The sequence below is a fragment of the Enterobacter sp. RCC_40 genome (assembly GCF_041360735.1).
Lineage (GTDB): Bacteria > Pseudomonadota > Gammaproteobacteria > Enterobacterales > Enterobacteriaceae > Enterobacter > Enterobacter ludwigii.
Window position 1 is genome coordinate 304,763 of sequence record NZ_JBFUPR010000001.1, and the last position, 21,296, is coordinate 326,058.

A 21,296-nucleotide genomic window follows, 5' to 3' on the forward strand; every position below is an offset into this window, starting at 1 on the left:
ATTTTTTATGAGAGCTATTTTTAATAAACTTTTCCCTCTCTCTTTAAGAGGGGGGGCATTAGCCAGTAAGTTTATCCTCATAATATTTATTAGCCATTATTATGACTTGTCAAACTTGGGCGAATATGCCTTAGTGGTTGCTGGGGTGAGCTATGTTGGCTACTTATTGGGATTTGATTTTTATACTTATTCTTCACGGAAAATAATTGGTGCACCAGAGACAAAACAAGCTTCATACTTAAAAAATCAGTTCTCTCTTTATTTTTTACACTATCTCTTAGTTATTTCATGTTTATTGATAGGTCTTATTATTTCTCCACCATGGATAAACTTAGCTATCATCTTTGTCACGCTAATTATCTTAGAACATTGCTCGCAAGAAGTTATGCGATTATTGGTAATATATGAACATCCATTGAGCGCAAATATTCAATTCTTTATTCGCAATGGACTTTGGGTATATATTTATATAATTTTTGTTTTCATCAATGATCATGTTGATTTTGATTATATATGGTTTTTTTGGATAGCAGCAGAAATCATAAGTTTGCTTTTTATTAGCATAATATTAAAAAAAACTCCTTTGCCATTGATACTCAAATCCGAAATTGATTGGAAGTGGATTATTGAAGGCATGAAAGTTTGTTTACCATTACTAATTTCCACGCTATCGCTACGAGGTATATTTACTGCTGATAGATATATTCTTGGCTTATACAGTAGTAAAGAGATAGTTGGGATTTATTCCTATTTCTCCAGTTTTTCGTCATCAATAATGGCATTCGTCGATGCCGGTGTTGTTATGCTTTTCTATCCGAAATTAGTAAAATATGCTAAAGAGGGAAAGAACGAAAAGTTTATTAATACAAAAAGAAAATTCCTTAAATATTTGATTTTAACTAGTGTTATTATATCATTTATTCTAATTTTGTGTGTGCCGTTACTTTCTAAGTACTCTGGGAAAAAAGATTTTTTAAATTCTTTACCTTTATTTTATGTGCTCTTATCGGGGGCGGTGATTTATTGTATATCTCTAGTCTATCATTTTGAATTATATGCAAAAAATAATGATAAGGCCATAATCACTTCTAGTGTGATCGCATTTTTCATTTCAGTTATTTTAATGTTTACTTTAGGTTCTCTTTATTCATCGCTTGGAATAGCTATAAGTCAACTTATAGGCATAATAATACTATTCTTGGCAAAATTTAAATTTTGCAAGACAGGGTGAAATGGCCGATTTAATATTTATTTCTGGAGTGCTGAATGAAAGTCATTTGGTTTACGTATCCTCATATATCCATAAGTTAAAAACAGAGCATGCTGAACATTTCAAACTATGCTACGAAAATAATAAGAGATTCTTGTCTAGTAGTAAAATTGATCCTGCTGTTATTGAGAAATGGTTAGGAAAGGTTGAGTTTGTTGAACAGGGTGAAATTGTACGTGCTGGTTCTTACAAAAAAATTATTCATATATTCATCGGTTCTGTAGGTATTAAACCAGCTATATTAATGCGTTTACACAATATTACCTCGTCTATTTCTAATGTTGTTATTGATGAAGGGATCGGTTCGGTAAATAGCGTTGATGCAATGGCAAAAGTTTACATGCGTGAACGAAGCCCTAATCTGATCAAAGCTTATCTATACGCATTTATCTACACATTCGTTAAAAGAGGGTTTCTTGCTAACAAAATATGGAAACTCTTCTATGGTCAAGAACCAAATAAAGATATTATTGACTTTATCAAAGATCACTGCGAGCCAAAAGAGATGGCTACGAATGGATATTTCCTTTTGTTAACGCAGCCTTGGGTCAAACTTGGTGTTCTGAATAATAAAGAATACGAGGATTTTCTAAAGCAACAAATAAATTTTTTAAATGCCTTAGGGGCTAAAGTTATAGTAAAAGCACATCCTTCAGAAGATTTGCATTTCTATAAAAATATTGGCGTTAAACTAGTTGACACATTGACACCGGTAGAACTTTGTTTTGACTATCGCAATTGCCGCGCCGTGCTTGGCTTCAACAGCACATCTCTTATTTTGCTAAATATAATTTATCAAGTTCCAACATTCAGACTAAGATTTGACAAACTAGATACTAAGGTGAGCTGTTCAGCTTTGCAGGAGTCGTTATTCGATAAGTATTCAAGTCCTCGCATGAGCCTAGCCGAGATTATAAATGTTTTGTAAGTGAGCGCTAATATGCCCATTTTTATTGTTTTTATTTTTGCCTTTTTAATATGGTGTTTAAATATAATAGGTATTGAATCATGGTTTTTGAATATTACATTCATAATTTCATGGTTATTGATTGTCTCATTATTTATAAGAAATAAAAAAGAAGAATCAGTCCTTAATATCATAATGATATACAGTATGAGTGTAGGGATTATTTGTTGCGCAATTGTTGAAAGTGGAGCATATCTTTCTGAAATTCGAATGTTTGGAAAGTTAAGTGGAGCAACAGTTCGTGTGGGATTTACAGCGTTAACTTTCTTATTAAGTGCGATAATGTTTACAGGAGCGCTTAATAAAATACTCCAGCCTACCTTCACAATGGATTTTATAATAAATAAAACGCTAAATTCCGCGATTCAATTTATAATGTTTGGTTCTTTTATAGGTCTTGCATTTTTATATTTAAAATATGGAACTCCAAACTCGAATAGTATTGATCGTTTCGAATATTGGAATACAGTAGCCCCATCCTGGGGCCGATATCTACAATTTATGTTACTCCAGTTTTCTTTTCTTTTAGGTATTAAATACACGGAAACAAAACATAAAAAATACCTGGCATTACTTATTGCCTCAATATTTATGCAATTCATAGGTGGTGAGAAATTTACGGGGCCTTCGTTATCAATATTGTTTTTTATGATACCTATAATGTATTATTCAAGAAATGATTTGATCACAATGTTATTTAAACCAAAAATTTTTATCTTTGTATTAATAGTATTAATTATTTTTATTCTCTCCACATATCTAAGTTATGCCGCAATTTATGGTAACCCTTCAGATGGGATTCGCTATTTACTTGAGAGGATAGCATTACAAGCACAGGTTTGGTGGGCAATCGATTCTGTGACAGACACGGTAAATCCTGACCTGAGTTTAATGTGGCTATTACGTAACGCTTTTGGTGTGGGTAGTAATGACAATATTTATGGTATGTATTATCTTATGCAGCAAATTACTCCACCGGATGTATTTAGTAGGTTTTTAGAGAATGGTGTGAGATTTACAATGGGTGCACCTGCAAACTATAACTTTTTCTTTGGTAGCGCATTAGGGCCGATTGTGGCGATTATTTTCGGCTTTGTAGCCGGTTTTGGCACATGGTTGATGAGAAATGCAATAATAATGAGAGACCTTTTGTTCGCTTTCATTGTGATTAAATATTACTATTTTATCATTCAAATTAGTATTATGTCGGATTGGTATTATTTCTTCTCGGCTAAATTTACTATTTTTACTATATTCATAATTTTCTACTGTTGTGTAATCCAAAGGGTTTATTTCAAGAAATGGATAACTACATAAAATTTTCTATTATTGTTCCAATTTATAATGTTGAATTGTTTTTAGAAGAATGCCTTGATTCCATAAAAAAAATAATGACAGAACAATGCGAATGTATATTGGTGAATGATGGTTCTACTGATAACTCAAAAGATATAGCCGAACAGTTTTGCAGGGCGAATATAGGTTTTCAATGTCTAAATAAGGAAAATGGTGGGCTTTCTGATGCAAGAAATTATGGTCTACAGCATGCCATAGGGGAATATATTATTTTTGTAGACTCCGACGATGTAGTCAGTCCAGTTTTAATTGAAGTACTTAATAACGCCTTGAAATTGAATGATGCGGATGTAGTCTATTTTAATTTCATAAAGTTTTTTAATAGCAATGATTTGAAAGAACTCGCTCAATGTGTCGAACATGTTCCAATTGAGTATGCTGGTCGCGAAAATTTGGCTCGGATGCCTAATTTTGCGTGGGCGCGGGTGGCTAAACGCAAAGTTTATGATAACAATAGGTTTCCGGTTGGTGTCATATATGAAGATGTATATACATCTCCTTACATAACACAACATGCAAGTGTTGTTGCTTTTATTGGCTCTCCTTTATATGGCTATCGGAAAAGATCCGGTTCCATTACAACTATATCTGCTGAAAAACAATTCGAATTGTTTGACGCTGTAAATTTGTTGAAGGAAAGATATGAATGTGGTGAAATTGATTTTATCTTCTACTCTACTGCATTGGTAAATTTATCTCAGTCGTGTGTTGTAAGCCTGGTTCGTATTAATAACCATCTTAAACGAGCAAAATACAGAAGGGTGATTAATCAAGAGTTTAATAAATTAACTTTTTGGGAAATTATAAAGAGTTTATCTAACTTTAAGTTTAAAATATTATCTATTGTATCAAAATATCCGATTGGTTTATATGCTATTGAAAAAATCCTGAGGCCAGTTGTTTTATTTTCTGATAAAAGGAATCACTGATGCCTCTTAAAATATTTACAGTTAGTCACAAAGAATATACATTCCCTTCGCATAATGCTTATACGCCATTGCAAGTGGGAACATCTAAAGAATCCATTGCTGAAAAAGCGTTGAGAGACTCTACAGGCGACAACATCGCCCTCCTGAATCCATCATTCTGTGAACTCACTGCTGCCTACTGGATCTGGAAAAACGTTCAGGAAGAAGTTGTAGGCCTTGCACACTATCGTCGCTATTTTGCCTCCTCCACGAGCAACCTGACGGTAAAAGGCAAGCGTATTGCGTCTCCTGAAGAAATGACCGAGATGCTGAAAAGTGCTGATATACTCGTAGCAAAGCCACGCAACTATTTCATCACCAGTATCAAAAGCCATTATATCCACGCTCACCATGAGTCCGACTATACTCAGCTGCGTGACGAGATTGTTTTGCAGCAGCCTGATTATGTCGCTGATTTCGACCGGGTCATGGAGGGGACTAAGATCAGCCTTTACAACATGTTCGTTTGTAAAAAATCATTAATTGATGAGTATTTTGCCTGGCTTTTTCCATTGCTGTTCGCGTTGGAACAAAAAATCGACTACCAAAATTATGATGCGTACCAAAAACGCGTATTTGGTTTTATGGCAGAAAGACTTTTCAATGTATGGCTTCATCATCAGCGCGGTCGGCTGATCATCAAATATATGCCAGTAGTCAATATTGATGGTGAGAACTTGCTTCTGAAGGGTATTGGATTATTAAAAAGACATTTTTGGGGAACAAAATGACAGTTGCTATTGTTGGTGCAGGAATCTCTGGGGCTGTTATCGCCAGGCTGTTAGCAGAGCAAGGAACATCATCCGTTGTTTTTGATAAGCGTTCTCATATTGCAGGTAATTGCCATTCTGAACGTGATCCGCAGACTAATGTTATGTTACATGTGTACGGACCCCATATCTTCCATACGGATGATAAAGAAGTCTGGGATTTCGTAAATGATTATTCAGAATTTATGCCTTATACAAACCGCGTAAAGGCTATCTACAAAGGCAACGTCTATTTGTTGCCTGTTAATCTTCACACGATTAACCAGTTTTTCAATAAAACGCTGCGCCCTGATGAAGCTCGCGCCTTCATCGAATCTAAAGCAGATAAATCTATTGTCGAACCACAGAACTTCGAAGAGCAGGCAATCAGCATGATTGGTCGTGAGCTTTATGAAGCTTTTTTCCGGGGTTATACGCGTAAGCAATGGGGCGTTGAACCGACAGAATTGCCGGCAAGTATTTTGAAACGTCTCCCGTTACGATTTAACTACAATGATAATTACTTCAACCACAAGTATCAGGGCATGCCTAAAGAAGGCTATACCGATATGGTCGCAAAGATTCTCGATCATGAATTGATCGAAGTGAGAACAGATACTGAGTTTTCTGCGGATGAAGGCGATGCCTACCAGCATGTATTTTGGTCAGGTGCGCTTGATGGTTACTTTAACTTTAGCGAAGGGCGTCTCGGGTATCGTACGCTAGATTTCGAAAAGTTTTCTGCTGAAGGCGACTATCAAGGGACGGCTGTTATCAATTATTGTGAGGAAGACGTCCCTTACACTCGAATCACCGAACATAAGCATTTTTCTCCATGGGAATCACACGAAAATACGACGTGCTACCGCGAGTTCAGCCGTTTGTGTACTGAAAAAGACGTCCCTTATTACCCAATTCGTATGGTAAAGGAAAAAGAGTTACTCAACCGCTACCTGGATAAAGCACAGGCGCTCAAAAACACTACCTTTGTTGGTCGCCTTGGCACATATCGCTATTTGGATATGGACGTTACTATCCGCGAAGCCATTGACGTCGCCAAAAAATATCTCGAATGCCAAAAAAATCAGGAGCCAATGCCTGTATTTAATATAAATCCTCGCTAATCTCAGGTGTTGTCATGGATACGGATAATTTTTTGAATAAATATAACCCGTTGCTATGTAAGTTTTTTCTGGCAGCCTCGGATTTTATTTTTTTTAATATCTCACTTGCGCTTTCTATAGGTTGTGTGTACTGGATCTTTAACGATCTGTATCGGTTTATACCGGATAATCAGTTGGAGATGCGTATCATCTCTCATGTCGTTTTGAGCGTGATCTGTGTGGGATGGTTCTGGATTCGGTTACGCCATTATTCTTATCGCAAACCATTTTGGTTTGAGTTAAAGGAAATCATCCGGACAATCGTTATTTTTGCCGTATTTGATCTGGCCCTTGTGGCCTTTTCTAAATGGCAATTTTCTCGGTATGTGTGGGTCTTTTGCTGGACCTTCGCGTTAATCTTGCTTCCATTTTTCAGAGCAATGACCAAACAGCTTCTGAATCGACTTGGTATTTGGAAGAAAAAAACTGTCATCATAGGAAGCGGAAGTAATGCTGTTGAGGCTTATTTCGCCTTACAAAGTGAAGAGATGTTAGGCTTTGATGTCGTTGCATTTTATGATGAAGAGTCTTCAGAAACGATGCTGCAGGGACTCCCTGTTCTGCATGATCCCAATATTCTTTGGGAAATGAAGAAAACCGGGGATATCCATTTCATTGTTGCCTTTGAAATGGAAAATAGTGATAAAACGATGAACTGGCTACGTGAATTGTCTAAAAAAGACTGTCGTTCCGTAACGGTTATTCCTTCGCTACGCGGCTTACCGCTTTATAACACCGATATGTCATTCATCTTCAGCCACGAAGTAATGCTGTTACGGATACATAATAATCTTGCAAAGCGAACCTCGCGCTTCCTAAAACGCACTTTCGATATTGTTTGTTCCTTACTTATCATCCTCATATCGTCGCCACTGCTTATTTATCTCTGGTACAAAGTCACTCGCGACGGTGGGCCGGCAATCTATGGGCATATGCGCGTTGGAAGGCATGGCAAACTTTTCCCCTGCTATAAATTCCGCTCTATGGTGATGAATTCCCAGGAAGTATTGCAGCAACTTCTTGATTCTGACTCTGAGGCTCGTGAAGAATGGGAACGCGATTTTAAACTCAAAAATGATCCTCGAATCACGCCCGTAGGTCGCTTTATTCGTAAGACCAGTCTTGATGAACTTCCTCAGTTATTTAATGTACTAAAAGGACAGATGAGTCTGGTTGGCCCGAGACCAATCATCTCGGAAGAGTTGCCTCGCTATGATGATAATGTGGACTATTATCTGATGGCAAAACCTGGGATGACGGGGCTGTGGCAGGTAAGCGGGCGTAATGACGTTGATTATGACACGCGCGTTTACTTTGATTCCTGGTATGTTAAAAACTGGTCGCTGTGGAATGACATTGCCATTCTCTTTAAAACTGTAAAGGTAGTTCTCCACCGCGATGGCGCATATTAATGCAGCACAGACTGCTATTTAATGCCCTTTAAGTTGAGTCTGAAGAGCACATCTATTGCTACCTTCTCGCCTTAAACCTGAGTTAACATGTTATTCACTTTACCCGCCGCTATCTTTACGGCGGGGTATCCACACCTGACAGGAGTATGTAATGTCCAAGCAACAAATCGGCGTTGTCGGTATGGCAGTGATGGGGCGCAACCTGGCGCTCAACATCGAAAGCCGTGGTTATACCGTCTCCGTTTTCAACCGCTCCCGTGATAAGACCGAAGAAGTGATTGCTGAGAACCCGGGCAAGAAACTGGTTCCTTTCTATACGGTTAAAGAGTTCGTTGAGTCTCTGGAAACACCTCGTCGTATCCTGTTAATGGTGAAAGCGGGCGCAGGTACCGATGCAGCCATCGACTCCCTGAAACCTTACCTCGAAAAAGGCGACATCATCATTGATGGCGGTAACACCTTCTTCCAGGACACCATTCGTCGTAACCGTGAGCTGTCCGCTGAAGGCTTCAACTTCATCGGTACCGGAGTTTCCGGTGGTGAAGAGGGCGCGCTGAAAGGTCCATCTATTATGCCTGGCGGCCAGAAAGAAGCGTACGAGCTGGTTGCACCAATTCTGACTAAAATTGCAGCCGTTGCTGAAGATGGCGAGCCTTGTGTGACCTATATCGGTCCGGACGGTGCGGGTCACTATGTCAAAATGGTGCACAACGGCATCGAATACGGCGATATGCAGCTGATTGCAGAGGCATACTCCCTGCTGAAAGGCGGCCTGAATCTCTCTAACGAAGAGCTGGCTGAAACCTTTACCGAGTGGAATAAAGGCGAGCTGAACAGCTACCTGATCGACATCACCAAAGATATCTTCACGAAAAAAGATGAAGAGGGTAAATACCTGGTTGATGTGATTCTGGACGAAGCTGCGAACAAAGGTACCGGTAAATGGACCAGCCAGAGCTCTCTGGATCTGGGTGAACCGCTGTCTCTGATCACCGAATCCGTATTTGCGCGTTACATTTCTTCCCTGAAAGAGCAGCGTGTTGCGGCATCCAAAGTGCTGTCTGGCCCACAGGCTAAACCTGCGGGTGACAAAGCTGAATTTGTCGAGAAAGTTCGCCGCGCTCTGTACCTGGGTAAAATCGTCTCTTACGCGCAGGGCTTCTCTCAGCTGCGTGCCGCGTCAGACGAGAACAACTGGGATCTGAACTACGGCGAAATCGCGAAGATCTTCCGCGCAGGTTGCATCATTCGTGCGCAGTTCCTGCAGAAGATCACCGATGCTTATGCGGAAAACGCGGGTATTGCTAACCTTCTGCTGGCGCCATACTTCAAGAAGATTGCCGACGAATACCAGCAGGCGTTGCGCGATGTGGTTGCTTATGCCGTTCAGAACGGTATTCCAGTACCAACCTTCTCCGCAGCAGTGGCGTACTACGACAGCTACCGCGCTGCCGTTCTGCCTGCGAACCTGATTCAGGCGCAGCGCGACTATTTTGGCGCGCATACCTACAAGCGCACTGATAAAGAAGGCGTGTTCCACACAGAATGGTTGGATTAATCTGATTCTGCCATTCCATAAAGCCCGGTAGCGATACCGGGCTTTTTTATCTTGTAAAATCCACTCAACTCACTTTAACGGAATAGACTGCGTGAAAATTCTAGTTACTGGCGGTGCCGGGTTTATTGGCTCCGCGGTTATACGACATATTATTAGCAATACTCAGGATAGCGTTGTTAACGTTGATAAATTAACCTATGCCGGTAACCTGGAATCCTTGCGTGAAGTAAGTGATAGTGAACGTTACGTTTTTGAGCATGCTGATATATGCGATAAAAATGCCATAGAACGTATATTTGCCACTCATCAGCCTGACGCGGTGATGCATTTGGCGGCTGAAAGCCATGTTGACCGTTCTATTACTGGACCGGCTGAATTCATTGAAACCAATATTGTTGGCACCTATGTTTTGTTAGAGGTCAGCCGTTCTTACTGGTCGTCACTGAACGGAGCAGCAAGATCTGCATTTCGTTTTCATCACATTTCAACTGATGAAGTCTATGGTGATTTGCCTCATCCAGACGAATATCATGAAGCTACTCCGTTGCCACTCTTTACTGAAAAAACGGCATATGCACCAAGTAGCCCTTACTCAGCATCAAAAGCTTCCAGCGATCATTTAGTGCGCGCGTGGCTACGTACCTACGGCCTGCCGGGAATTGTGACAAACTGTTCCAATAACTATGGGCCTTACCATTTTCCGGAAAAACTCATTCCACTTGTCATCCTGAATGCTCTGGAAAGTAAACCCTTACCCATTTACGGTAAGGGCGATCAGATCCGCGACTGGTTATACGTGGAAGATCATGCGCGTGCACTTTATACCGTTCTGACAACGGGTGTCGTGGGGCAAACGTATAATATTGGAGGGTACAACGAGAAGAAAAATATCGAGGTTGTACACACTATATGCGATCTGCTGGATGAAATCGTGCCCAAGGAACGCTCCTATCGGGAACAAATTACTTATGTTACTGACCGTCCAGGGCACGACCGCCGTTACGCGATCGACGCTCACAAAATCAGTGCCGAACTGGGCTGGAAACCGCTTGAAACCTTTGAAAGTGGTATTCGCAAAACCGTTGAGTGGTATTTGAACAATCAGAAATGGGTTTCTAATGTTAAAAGTGGCGCCTATAAAAGCTGGATTGATCAGAATTATGGGGAACGTAAGTAATGATTAAGCGTAAAGGTATCATTTTAGCTGGCGGATCTGGCACACGTCTTTACCCCGTCACGATGGCGGTAAGTAAACAATTGTTGCCGATTTACGATAAGCCGATGATCTATTATCCGCTATCAACACTGATGCTTGCTGGCATCAGGGACATCCTTATTATCAGCACGCCACAGGATACGCCGCGTTTTGAGCAACTGCTGGGTGATGGTAGCCAGTGGGGGCTGCGTCTGCAGTATAAAGTGCAACCGAGCCCCGACGGGCTTGCTCAGGCCTTTATCCTTGGCGAAGAGTTTATCGGAAACGACAACTGTGCACTGGTGTTAGGGGATAACATTTTCTATGGACATGACCTTCCGCGACTGCTTGAAGGGGCTGCAAGTCAGGAAGAAGGGGCGACCGTTTTTGCCTATCATGTCAGCGATCCGGAGCGTTATGGTGTTGTTGAATTTGACAAAGAAGGGACCGTAATTGGTCTTGAGGAGAAACCTCAACAACCCAAAAGTAATTACGCCATAACCGGTCTTTATTTTTATGACAATGATGTCATTGAGATGGCTAAAAGTTTGAGCCCATCGGATAGGGGTGAATTGGAAATCACCGATATCAACCGTCTTTATATGCAAGAGGGCAGATTGTCTGTCGCAATGATGAGACGAGGATACGCCTGGCTGGACACCGGAACACACCAAAGTATGATTGAGGCGAGTAATTTTATCGCAACGATAGAGGAGCGACAGGGACTAAAGGTTTCTTGCCCAGAGGAAATCGCTTTTCGTAGGGGATTTATTAATGCGGAACAACTTCTGCTGCTTGCAGAGCCACTTAAAAAGACGGGATATGGTCAATATCTGCTTAACCTTACCAAGGGATTAGTCTGATTTGAGTCAGTCCGCTATTTATCCATTTTATGGGTCTATAAGCGTTAAGTGCCCCACTATTGCTGGAAACCCGGTACTTCATGCTCTGTTGTGATAACGATATCTGTGGAGTCAACGTATTCTTCAGCCAGGCATGCACCTTGACAGTGAATTAGCATTAGCGATAAAAAACCACCAGTTATTCATTGTGGTGACCCTTAGATGTCACCAGAAACTCATACTGAAGAAGCCAAACGAATGAAAATAACCATTTCCGGAACAGGCTATGTTGGCCTTTCAAACGGTATCTTGATTGCGCAGAACCATGAAGTGGTCGCGCTGGACATCGTGCAGGCCAAAGTGGACATGCTTAATCAGAAACAATCGCCGATTGTGGATAAAGAGATCCAGGATTATCTTTCAAGCAAGCCTCTGAATTTCCGTGCAACGACGGATAAAGAAGATGCCTACCGCAATGCGGATTATGTCATCATCGCGACGCCAACCGATTACGACCCAAAAACGAACTATTTCAACACCTCTACCGTTGAAGCGGTTATTAAAGACGTTATCGCAATCAATCCAAACGCGGTGATGGTGATTAAGTCGACCATTCCGGTCGGTTTCACTAAATCAATCAAAGAAGAGCTGGGTATTGATAATGTCTTCTTCTCGCCAGAGTTTCTGCGCGAGGGCAGGGCGTTATACGATAACCTGCACCCATCCCGTATCGTAATCGGTGAGCGCTCTGAGCGTGCGGAGCGTTTTGCTGCTCTCCTTCAGGAAGGCGCAATCAAGAAAGATATCCCGGTGCTGTTTACCGATTCCACCGAAGCCGAAGCGATCAAGCTGTTCGCAAATACCTACCTGGCAATGCGCGTGGCTTACTTCAACGAGCTGGACAGCTATGCCGAGAGTCTGGGCCTGAATACCCGCCAGATCATCGAAGGGGTGTGCCTCGACCCGCGTATCGGCAACCATTACAACAACCCGTCGTTTGGTTACGGCGGCTACTGCCTGCCAAAAGATACCAAACAGTTGCTGGCGAACTATCAGGCTGTGCCAAACAATTTGATTTCAGCGATTGTTGATGCAAACCGTACGCGTAAAGACTTCATTTCCGATTCCATTCTCGCGCGTCAGCCGAAAGTGGTGGGCGTATATCGCCTGATCATGAAGAGCGGTTCTGATAACTTCCGCGCCTCTTCCATTCAGGGGATCATGAAGCGTATTAAGGCTAAAGGCGTTCAGGTAATTATTTATGAGCCAGCGATGCAGGAGGATGAATTCTTCCATTCTCGTGTGATTCGTGACCTGGATGCGTTCAAGCAGGAAGCGGATGTGATTATCTCTAACCGTATGGCGGAAGAACTGGCCGACGTGGCGGATAAAGTGTATACCCGCGATCTGTTTGGTAGCGACTGAGTCTCTGCTTAAGGCGCATAAAAAAACCGGCACTTGCCGGTTTTTTTGTTTTTATACTTTGTAGAAGTCGCGATACCAGTCAACGAAATTCTTCACGCCTTCTTTAACGGAAGTCTGCGGTTTGAAGCCAATAACGTCATACAGCGCTTTAGTATCTGCGCTGGTTTCCAGTACGTCACCCGGCTGGATTGGCATCATATTCTTTTCTGCCTCTATCCCGAGCGCCTCTTCAAGAGCCGTAATGTAATCCATCAGTTCAACCGGAGAGCTGTTTCCGATGTTATAGACGCGATAAGGCGCAGAGCTGGTTGCCGGTGAACCAGTTTCAACGGTCCAGTTTGCATCGGCCTGAGGGATAACATCCTGCAGACGGATAATGGCTTCGGCGATATCATCAATGTAAGTGAAGTCGCGCTTCATCTTACCGTAGTTGTAGACATCAATGCTTTTGCCTTCAATCATCGCTTTGGTGAACTTAAACAGCGCCATATCCGGACGTCCCCACGGACCGTACACGGTAAAGAAACGCAGGCCCGTCGTGGGCAGGTTGTACAGGTGGGAATAGGTATGCGACATCAGTTCATTGGCTTTTTTGGTCGCGGCATAAAGTGAGACGGGGTGATCGACCGAGTCGTCAGTCGAAAAAGGCATCTTGCGATTCAGACCGTAAACGGAGCTGGAAGATGCATACAGAAGATGTTGTACCTTGTGATGGCGACAGCCTTCCAGCACGTTGAGGTGCCCTACCAGGTTGGCATCTGCATAGGCGTGAGGGTTTTCAAGCGAGTAGCGTACACCTGCCTGTGCGGCCAGGTGGATGACGCGATCAAATTTCTCACGGGCGAACAGTGTGGCCATGCCTTCACGGTCGGCCAGGTCCAGCTTGTGGAAGGCGAAATTATCAGATGTCAGCAGATCCAGACGTGCCAGCTTAAGATTGACATCATAGTAGTCATTCAGGTTATCAATACCGACGACCTGATGACCTGCATCCAGGAGTCGTTTGCTGACATTTGCGCCGATAAAGCCAGCTGCACCCGTTACCAGAAATTTCATATCTTCCCTCATAAACATGTGTTCTTACTGATGCCATCACGCATCACATTGCGTCTATCATAGCGCGGCGGATGCCAGTTACATAACCCATCTTTCCGATTTAACTCATCGGATTCTTATAGAAAAATTCATAGCAACAGATACACTATGTGAACATGTTTATTTTTGCCCTTTATCATCTGTTAGGGATTGTATGACGCAGAACAACAATAACCTGGTCAGCAGAAGTAATGACCCGGAGCAAATTGATTTACTTGATTTAGTGCTGCAACTGTGGCGTGGAAAGTGGGTTGTTGGAGCTTTTGTTGCTGTATTTATCATATTGGCTGGGATCTACATCACCGTAGCAAAAGAGAAATGGACATCGTCCGCTATCATAGCCCAGCCGGATGCCGCACAGATTGCAACGTATGCAAATGCGTTGAATATTCTGTACGGAAGTGCCGCTCCTTCAATTTTGGATATCCAGACCCGTGCAATTGGTCGTTTTAATTCATCCTTTTCTGCATTAGCGCAGGCGCTTGAAAATCAGGAAATCCCGGAAAAGCTAACCATCGATTCCACGGTTAAGGGACAAGCATTTCCATTGACCGTCAGTTATGTTGGTGAAACTGCTGAAGCTGCGCAAAAGCAGCTTGCCCAGTATATTCAGCAGGTTGATGAACAGACGGCGAAAGAACTGACGCTTGACCTAAAAGATAACATTAAGCAGCAGATCACAACCCTGAACGACTCCCTGGAAAACCAGGAGAAAGTCTCTCAGGAGCAAAAAGATCTGCGAATCAAACAGATCACTGAGGCGCTTAAGAACGCTGAAGCGGCTAAAATCACTTCTCCACAGATTCAGCAAACTCAGGACGTGACGCAGGAAACTATGTTCCTGCTGGGCAGCGAAGCGTTAAAATCGATGATTGAAAACGAAGCGTCTCGTCCGCTGGTGTTCTCAGGAGCGTACTACCAGACCAAGCAGAACTTGCTGGATATCGAAAAGCTGAACGTTAACCCTGACACTATCCACGTCTACCGTTATGTGATGAAGCCAGATTTACCGATCAAACGTGACAGTCCGAAAAAGGCCATCACTCTAATCCTTGCCGTACTCCTTGGCGGGATTATCGGTTCAGGTGTGGTGTTGGGTCGCAACGCATTGCGGAACTACAAACCAAAAGCGTGATTCTCATCAGATAAAAAAACCGGGGAAATTCCCCGGTTTTTTTATTTATGTCTCTTACGTAGATTCTCAATCACCGCCGTCAAATCCAGCTCCTGATCCTGCAGCAGTACCAGCAAGTGATACATCAAATCCGACGCCTCGTTGGTCAGCTCCTCGCGGTCATGCACGGTCGCGGCCAGTGCTGTCTCAACGCCTTCTTCCCCTACCTTTTGCGCAATACGTTTAGTCCCGCTGGCGTACAGCTTAGCCGTATACGAACTTTCAGGATCCGCCGTTTTACGCTCAGCGAGTAACTGTTCCAGCTGATACAGGAACAGCCACTGGTGGCTTGCGTCGCCGAAGCAGCTGCTGGTGCCCTTGTGGCAGGTTGGGCCGATCGGATTCGCCAGTACCAGAAGCGTATCGTTATCGCAGTCCGGCGTAATGCTGACCACATTCAGGAAATGGCCAGAGGTTTCCCCTTTGGTCCACAGGCGTTGTTTGGTACGCGAAAAAAAGGTGACCTTGCCGCTGTCGAGCGTTTTTGCCAGCGCGTCCTGGTTCATATACCCCAGCATCAGCACTTCACCTGAGACGGCATGCTGTACAACCACCGGCAGTAATCCGTCAGTTTTTTCCCAGTCCAGCTGCGCCTGTTGTTGCTCTGTTAACATACCCTGATCTCCACGCCCTGGTCGGCCAGGTACGTTTTTAACTCACCAATATTAATAATCTGTTTGTGGAACACGGAGGCCGCCAGCGCGCCGTCAACGTTTGCATCGCGGAAGGCTTCGAGGAAGTGTTCCATGGTGCCCGCGCCGCCGGAGGCTATCAGCGGGACATGACAAACCGCGCGGACTTTTTTCAGCTGCTCAAGGTCATAGCCGTTACGCACGCCGTCCTGGTTCATCATGTTCAGCACAATTTCGCCTGCACCACGTTTCTGGACTTCCTGCACCCAGTCCAGCGTCTCCCATTGGGTTACGCGGGTCCGGTTTTCATCGCCGGTGTACTGGTTGACATGGTATTTACCCGTTGCGGCGTCATACCAGGTGTCGATCCCCACGACAATACACTGTACGCCAAAGCGATCGGCCAGACGGGTAATCAGCTCCGGGTCTGCCAAAGCAGGGGAGTTAATGGAAATCTTATCGGCACCAAAGGAGAGGATTTTTGCCGCGTCTTCCGCAGATTTGATCCCACCTGCCACGCAGAAGGGAATATCAATCACTTCTGCCACGCGCGCCACCCAGCTTTTATCCACAACGCGGCCATCGCTGGAGGCGGTGATATCGTAAAACACCAGCTCATCTGCGCCTTCTTCAGCGTAGCGTTTTGCCAGCGGGACGATATCACCAATGATTTCATGGTTGCGGAATTGCACGCCTTTCACTACCTGGCCGTCACGTACGTCCAGGCAAGGGATTATCCGTTTTGCCAGCATTGAATCGCCTCCGTCACAGTAAATTTACCTTCCAGCAGGGCTCGGCCCACAATCACGCCCTGTACGCCCGTTCCGCGCAGCGCGGCAATATCAGTGATATCACCAATACCGCCCGACGACTGGAAGGCCACCTGCGGATAACGTGCGCAGACTTCTTGGTATAAAGAAACGTTAGAGCCTGCCAGCGTGCCGTCGCGGGAGATATCGGTGCACAGCACGTGCTTCAGGCCAACGGGCAGATACCTCTCAACCAGCTCTTCCAGCGTCACCCCGGAGTTTTCCTGCCAGCCGCTGACTGCAACCTGCTTGTTACCCTGCTCGTCGATACGAACATCCAGCGCCAGCACCAGCGCGTCAGCGCCAAAGCGGCGGAACCAGGCTTTAACCTTTTCAGGATCGTTAACGGCAGTCGAGCCGACGACCACACGCGCCACGCCAGCGTCCAGCAGCGCCGCAACGTCATCTTCCGTACGCACGCCACCGCCTACCTGGACCGGCACATCTACGCCGGCCACCAGTTTTTTAAGAAGTGGGATTTGACGTTTTGTCGGATCTTTTGCGCCAGTCAAATCCACCAGGTGCAGCACCTGCGCGCCCTGGGCGGCATAATCCTGCAGACGTGGCAAGGGGTCGTTACCGTAGTCGCGTTGCTGCCCGTAATCGCCCTGATGGAGACGGACAACCGTGCCGTCGATTAAATCTAAAGCGGGAATAATCATTACATCTCCAGGAAGTTTTTCAGCAACTGTGCACCTGCGGCACCGGAGCGTTCCGGGTGAAACTGCACGCCGAAGAAGTTATCTTTCTGCACCGCCGCGGTAAATGCTTCGCCGTAATTGCACTGGGCAATGGTGTACGGATTTACCGGCATGGCGTAGCTGTGCACGAAGTAAAAATAGGCCCCGTCTTCAATGCCGCGAAACAGTCTGTCACCGGCTTTGGCATAAACACGGTTCCAGCCCATGTGCGGCAGAGGCAGACCGTGATCGGTCATTTTCGGCACGTCTTCGTCGATAATCCCGAGCAGATCAACACCGTTACTCTCTTCACTGCGTCGGCCCAAGAGCTGCATGCCCAGACAAATTCCCAGCACCGGTTGAGTACAGGCTTTGATGAGACTCACCAGCTCACGCTCGTGGATCTGATCCATCGCCGCCTGCGCTGTCCCTACGCCGGGCAGAAAAAGCTTATCGGCGCGCAGTACGACGTCCGGGTCGCGACTCACGTCCGGTGCATAGCCGTGACGGGCAATTGCCGATTTTACGGAGTTCAGGTTGGCGCATCCGGTATCCAGAATCACCACATTCATTACAGCACTCCTTTCGATGAGGGCAGGGCGTCACCTTCCACACGAATCGCCTGGCGAAGGGTACGGCCAAAGGCCTTGAACAGGCTTTCCACGCGGTGGTGGTCGTTCTTGCCCTTGGTCTTGAGGTGCAACGTCAGGCCCATGGTGTAGGACAATGAACGGAAGAAGTGTTCAACCATTTCGGTGCTGAGGTCGCCCACGCGCTGGTAGGTGAAATCCGCTTTGTATTCCAGGTGTGGGCGCCCGGAGATATCCATGGCGCAGCGCGCCAGGCACTCGTCCATCGGCAGCACAAAACCAAAACGGTTGATGCCGCGTTTGTCGCCGAGTGCCAGCTTCAGCGCTTCACCCAGCGCCAGGCCGGTATCTTCCACGGTGTGGTGATCGTCGATATACAAATCGCCTTTTACGGCGATCTCCATGCGGAAACCACCATGGGTCGCGATCTGGTCCAGCATATGGTCAAAGAAACCCACACCGGTGTGGATCTTGCTGCCGCCTTCACGATCCAGCCAGACCTTAACGTCGATTTGCGTCTCTTTGGTGTTGCGCTCAACGTGCGAGTAGCGGTCACGCTGGGTCAACTGCTCACCAATTTTTGCCCAGTTAAGGGTGGAACGGTCATAGCGCAGCCCGGAGATACCCATGTTCTCCGCCAGCGTAATATCGGTCATGCGATCGCCAATGACATAGCTATTGGCTTTATCCAGCACGTCATCCGCCAGGTAGCGTTCGACCAGCTTTACCTTAGGCTTGCGGCAGTCACATTCATCGGCAGGCAGGTGTGGGCAGATCAGCACCTCATCAAATTCAACGCCCTGAGAGGTCAGCACCTGCATCATCAGGTTATGCGGGCCGTCAAAATCCGCCTGCGGGAAACTGTCGGTACCCAGCCCGTCCTGGTTCGTGATCATCACCAGCTTATAGCCAGCTTTCTGCAGCTTGAGCAGTACCGGGATTACATCGGGTTCAAAAGCCAGTTTGTCGAAACGATCGACCTGAAAATCGGTTGGCGGCTCCGAAATAAGGGTACCGTCACGATCGATAAAGAGGGTCTTCTGGCTCATACTTTCTCCGCTTTCAGGGCGTCAATCACGCGCTGACTCTCTGCACGGGTGCCTACGGTAATACGCAAACAGCCGCTTAAGGATGGTTGTTTATTTTGGTCTCGTAAGATAATGCCCTGATCCCATAAAGATTTAAATACGGCACTCGACGCGGTAAAGCGTACCAGGATGTAGTTGGTTTCAGAGTCGAATACCTGCTCCACGCAGGGAATATCTTTCAGGGCAGTGATCAGATACTGCCGTTCTTCAAGAATTTGTGCCACGCGTTCGCGCATCGCCTTGATCCCCTGAGGGGCCAAAGCCTGCGCCGCAATGTCGGCAACCGGCGTAGAGAGTGGATATGGCGCAATCACTTTCATCAGCAGGTCGATGACTTCTTTATTGGCCAGCGTAAAGCCGCAGCGCAGGCCAGCGAGAGCGAAAGCTTTTGACAGCGTACGCAGTACAACCAGGTGCGGGTACTCCTCGAGCCAGCCAGCCAGCGTCGCCTGCGGGCAGAACTCAATATAGGCTTCGTCAGCCACCACCAGCGCTTTACCGCGCGTCATCTCCAGCAGGGTTCGAATGTCCTGCGGGTTGATAATCTGCCCGGTCGGGTTATTTGGACTGCAGACGAACACCACTTTCACTCCGTCAAGATTATCGGCAATCCCCTGCAGATCGAGCTGCCAGTCTTCCAGCGAAAGCACGTTACGGCACGCCACGCCAAAGGTTTCTGCGCTGACGCTGTACATTCCGTAGGTTGGCTGGCAGTACATCACCGCGTCTTTACCCGGTTCGCAGAAGGCTCGGATCAGCAGTTCAATGCCTTCATCTGCACCCCGGCTGACCAGCACCTGCTCAGGCTTTACGCCTGCGTACCGGGCGTAATTTTCGATAACCGTTTTCGGCTGGCATTCCGGATAGCGGTTCAGCGTTTGCTGCGACAGCTCGAACTGTACGGCCGTCGGGTATTCGTTAGCGTTCAGCCAGACATCACCATTGCCACCCAGACGACGAGCAGACTGATAAGGCGTCAGGCGACGGACATTTTCGCGGGCTAATTCTTCAATGCTCATGCTTGCTCCTTCAGGGCTGCAACGCGCAGCGTAACGGCGTTTTTGTGGGCGGTCAGACGTTCGGCGGCGGCCAGTGTCTCAATGGTGGAGGCCAGAGAGGCAAACCCCTCGCGGGACAGCTCCTGTACGGTCATGCGTTTCTGGAAATCCGCCAGCCCGAGGCTCGAACAGGTTGATGTATAGCCGTAGGTTGGCAGAACGTGGTTGGTGCCGGAAGCGTAATCGCCGGCGGATTCCGGTGACCAGTCGCCAAGGAAGACCGAACCTGCGCTGGTAATGCTGTCAACCAGATCGCGCGCATTGCGGGTCTGGATAATCAGGTGTTCCGGGCCGTACTGGTTGGAGATGGCAATGCACTGCGCCAGATCGCGCGCCACAATCAGGCGGCTTGCTGAGAGTGCCTGGCGTGCCGTGTCGGCGCGCGGCAGGTCGGCAAGCTGACGTTCAACGGCTTCACCCACGCGTCTTGCCATATCCGCATCCGGCGTCAGCAAAATAACCTGTGAGTCCGGGCCATGTTCTGCCTGGGATAACAGATCGGAGGCGACGAAGTCCGGCGTTGCACCGCTGTCGGCAATCACTAGCACCTCAGAAGGACCGGCAGGCATATCAATTGCGGCACCGTCCAGACGCTGGCTGACCTGACGCTTTGCTTCGGTCACATACGCGTTGCCCGGGCCAAAAATTTTGTCCACTTTAGGAATGGATTCGGTACCAAACGCCAGTGCGGAAATTGCCTGTGCACCCCCCACTTTATACACCGCCTGTACGCCACACAGTTTTGCCGCATAGAGAATTTCATCGGCAATCGGAGGCGGCGAGCACAGTACTACTTTCTGACAACCGGCGATGCGTGCCGGGGTTGCCAGCATTAATACGGTAGAGAACAGCGGGGCGGAACCACCGGGGATGTAAAGCCCCACCGACGCAACCGGACGCGTGACCTGCTGGCAGCGTACGCCGGGCACGGTTTCCACATCGACCGCCTGCAATATCTGCGCGGTGTGGAAGGTATCAATGTTTTTCACCGCGACGGCCATCGCCTGTTTGATCTCGTCACCGAGGCGGCTTTCCGCGTCCGTGATTTCCTGTTCGGTTACCTTTAAAGCGCCAACCTCGGTTTTATCAAACTTTGCGCTGTATTCCCGCAGCGCATCGTCGCCACGGGCCTTGACGTTATCAAGGATCTCGGCCACGGTGCGGGTGATGCTTTCTGAGGCGGAAATCGCCGGACGCATCAGCAGCGCGCGCTGTTGTTCTTGCGAACAATCGTTCCAGTTGATGATTGTGTTAAAGCTCATGGC

Annotated in this window: 20 protein-coding genes; 12 read left to right on the top strand and 8 right to left on the bottom strand. The window is 46.3% G+C overall.

Translation table 11 applies throughout. The features are described 5' to 3' along the window. Window positions 1-7 precede the first annotated feature (7 nt). The 11 genes from AB6731_RS01325 (at window position 8) to ugd (ending at window position 12,905) form a co-directional block, all read left to right on the top strand. Window positions 8-1,231 (top strand): lipopolysaccharide biosynthesis protein, encoded by a 1,224-nt coding sequence (locus AB6731_RS01325; protein ID WP_371005788.1) that lies wholly within the window; start codon window positions 8-10, stop codon window positions 1,229-1,231. Between the two features lies 1 nt (window position 1,232). Next, window positions 1,233-2,198 (top strand): polysialyltransferase family glycosyltransferase, encoded by a 966-nt coding sequence (locus AB6731_RS01330; protein ID WP_371005789.1) that lies wholly within the window; start codon window positions 1,233-1,235, stop codon window positions 2,196-2,198. 186 nt (window positions 2,199-2,384) lie between these two features. Next, complete coding sequence (locus AB6731_RS01335) at window positions 2,385-3,554, top strand: DUF6418 domain-containing protein (RefSeq protein WP_371005790.1); 1,170 nt, start codon at window positions 2,385-2,387, stop codon at window positions 3,552-3,554. After that, entirely contained in the window at window positions 3,539-4,522 is a 984-nt protein-coding gene (locus tag AB6731_RS01340; protein WP_371005791.1) for a glycosyltransferase family 2 protein, read from the top strand. Before AB6731_RS01335 ends, AB6731_RS01340 begins: the two co-directional genes overlap by 16 nt. Next, on the top strand, window positions 4,522-5,292 hold the full coding sequence (locus tag AB6731_RS01345) for a DUF4422 domain-containing protein (RefSeq protein ID WP_371005792.1): 771 nt from the start codon (window positions 4,522-4,524) through the stop codon (window positions 5,290-5,292). Before AB6731_RS01340 ends, AB6731_RS01345 begins: the two co-directional genes overlap by 1 nt. Beyond that, on the top strand, window positions 5,289-6,434 hold the full coding sequence (glf, locus tag AB6731_RS01350; protein WP_044858457.1) for a UDP-galactopyranose mutase: 1,146 nt from the start codon (window positions 5,289-5,291) through the stop codon (window positions 6,432-6,434). The genes AB6731_RS01345 and glf overlap by 4 nt, the downstream gene beginning before the upstream one ends. Before the next feature lie 14 nt (window positions 6,435-6,448). Beyond that, entirely contained in the window at window positions 6,449-7,885 is a 1,437-nt protein-coding gene (locus tag AB6731_RS01355; RefSeq protein WP_371005793.1) for an undecaprenyl-phosphate galactose phosphotransferase, read from the top strand. A 151-nt stretch (window positions 7,886-8,036) separates the two neighbouring features. Next, complete coding sequence (gene gndA, locus AB6731_RS01360; protein ID WP_023325612.1) at window positions 8,037-9,443, top strand: NADP-dependent phosphogluconate dehydrogenase; 1,407 nt, start codon at window positions 8,037-8,039, stop codon at window positions 9,441-9,443. Between the two features lie 91 nt (window positions 9,444-9,534). Next, window positions 9,535-10,620, top strand: a complete 1,086-nt coding sequence (gene rfbB / locus AB6731_RS01365; RefSeq protein ID WP_371005794.1) for a dTDP-glucose 4,6-dehydratase — start codon at window positions 9,535-9,537, stop codon at window positions 10,618-10,620. Then, window positions 10,620-11,501 carry a glucose-1-phosphate thymidylyltransferase RfbA gene (gene rfbA, locus AB6731_RS01370; protein ID WP_059305481.1) on the top strand — a complete coding sequence of 294 codons (882 nt, stop codon included), beginning with the start codon at window positions 10,620-10,622 and terminating at the stop codon, window positions 11,499-11,501. Before rfbB ends, rfbA begins: the two co-directional genes overlap by 1 nt. 237 nt (window positions 11,502-11,738) lie before the next feature. Continuing rightward, window positions 11,739-12,905 carry a UDP-glucose 6-dehydrogenase gene (ugd, locus tag AB6731_RS01375; RefSeq protein ID WP_032680648.1) on the top strand — a complete coding sequence of 389 codons (1,167 nt, stop codon included), beginning with the start codon at window positions 11,739-11,741 and terminating at the stop codon, window positions 12,903-12,905. A gap of 51 nt (window positions 12,906-12,956) precedes the next feature. On the opposite strand, the gene AB6731_RS01380 is transcribed toward ugd, so the two are convergent. Continuing rightward, complete coding sequence (locus tag AB6731_RS01380) at window positions 12,957-13,961, bottom strand: NAD-dependent epimerase (RefSeq protein WP_337275665.1); 1,005 nt, start codon at window positions 13,959-13,961, stop codon at window positions 12,957-12,959. A gap of 193 nt (window positions 13,962-14,154) precedes the next feature. Here AB6731_RS01380 and wzzB point away from each other — a divergent pair, with 193 nt between their 5' ends. After that, complete coding sequence (gene wzzB, locus AB6731_RS01385) at window positions 14,155-15,135, top strand: LPS O-antigen chain length determinant protein WzzB (protein ID WP_371005795.1); 981 nt, start codon at window positions 14,155-14,157, stop codon at window positions 15,133-15,135. A 41-nt stretch (window positions 15,136-15,176) separates the two neighbouring features. Here the strand turns inward: wzzB and hisIE are convergent, their stop codons facing one another. Genes hisIE through hisD form a run of 7 tightly spaced genes read right to left on the bottom strand, consistent with a single transcriptional unit; the run spans window position 15,177 to window position 21,293 of the window. Continuing rightward, complete coding sequence (hisIE, locus tag AB6731_RS01390; RefSeq protein ID WP_032680651.1) at window positions 15,177-15,788, bottom strand: bifunctional phosphoribosyl-AMP cyclohydrolase/phosphoribosyl-ATP diphosphatase HisIE; 612 nt, start codon at window positions 15,786-15,788, stop codon at window positions 15,177-15,179. Beyond that, complete coding sequence (gene hisF, locus AB6731_RS01395; RefSeq protein ID WP_032680652.1) at window positions 15,782-16,558, bottom strand: imidazole glycerol phosphate synthase subunit HisF; 777 nt, start codon at window positions 16,556-16,558, stop codon at window positions 15,782-15,784. The genes hisIE and hisF overlap by 7 nt, the downstream gene beginning before the upstream one ends. Beyond that, window positions 16,540-17,277 (bottom strand): 1-(5-phosphoribosyl)-5-[(5-phosphoribosylamino)methylideneamino]imidazole-4-carboxamide isomerase, encoded by a 738-nt coding sequence (hisA, locus tag AB6731_RS01400; RefSeq protein ID WP_025203708.1) that lies wholly within the window; start codon window positions 17,275-17,277, stop codon window positions 16,540-16,542. The genes hisF and hisA overlap by 19 nt, the downstream gene beginning before the upstream one ends. Beyond that, the gene (gene hisH, locus AB6731_RS01405) at window positions 17,277-17,867 is read right to left on the bottom strand and encodes an imidazole glycerol phosphate synthase subunit HisH (protein ID WP_020883288.1); all 591 of its coding nucleotides are present in this window, start codon (window positions 17,865-17,867) and stop codon (window positions 17,277-17,279) included. Before hisH ends, hisA begins: the two co-directional genes overlap by 1 nt. Continuing rightward, window positions 17,867-18,934 carry a bifunctional histidinol-phosphatase/imidazoleglycerol-phosphate dehydratase HisB gene (gene hisB / locus AB6731_RS01410; protein WP_032678505.1) on the bottom strand — a complete coding sequence of 356 codons (1,068 nt, stop codon included), beginning with the start codon at window positions 18,932-18,934 and terminating at the stop codon, window positions 17,867-17,869. Before hisB ends, hisH begins: the two co-directional genes overlap by 1 nt. Then, a complete protein-coding gene (gene hisC, locus AB6731_RS01415) occupies window positions 18,931-19,992 on the bottom strand; it encodes a histidinol-phosphate transaminase (protein ID WP_182268994.1) in 1,062 nt (353 codons plus the stop codon). Before hisC ends, hisB begins: the two co-directional genes overlap by 4 nt. Continuing rightward, window positions 19,989-21,293, bottom strand: a complete 1,305-nt coding sequence (gene hisD, locus AB6731_RS01420; protein ID WP_025203710.1) for a histidinol dehydrogenase — start codon at window positions 21,291-21,293, stop codon at window positions 19,989-19,991. The genes hisC and hisD overlap by 4 nt, the downstream gene beginning before the upstream one ends. Between the last annotated feature and the right edge of the window lie 3 nt (window positions 21,294-21,296).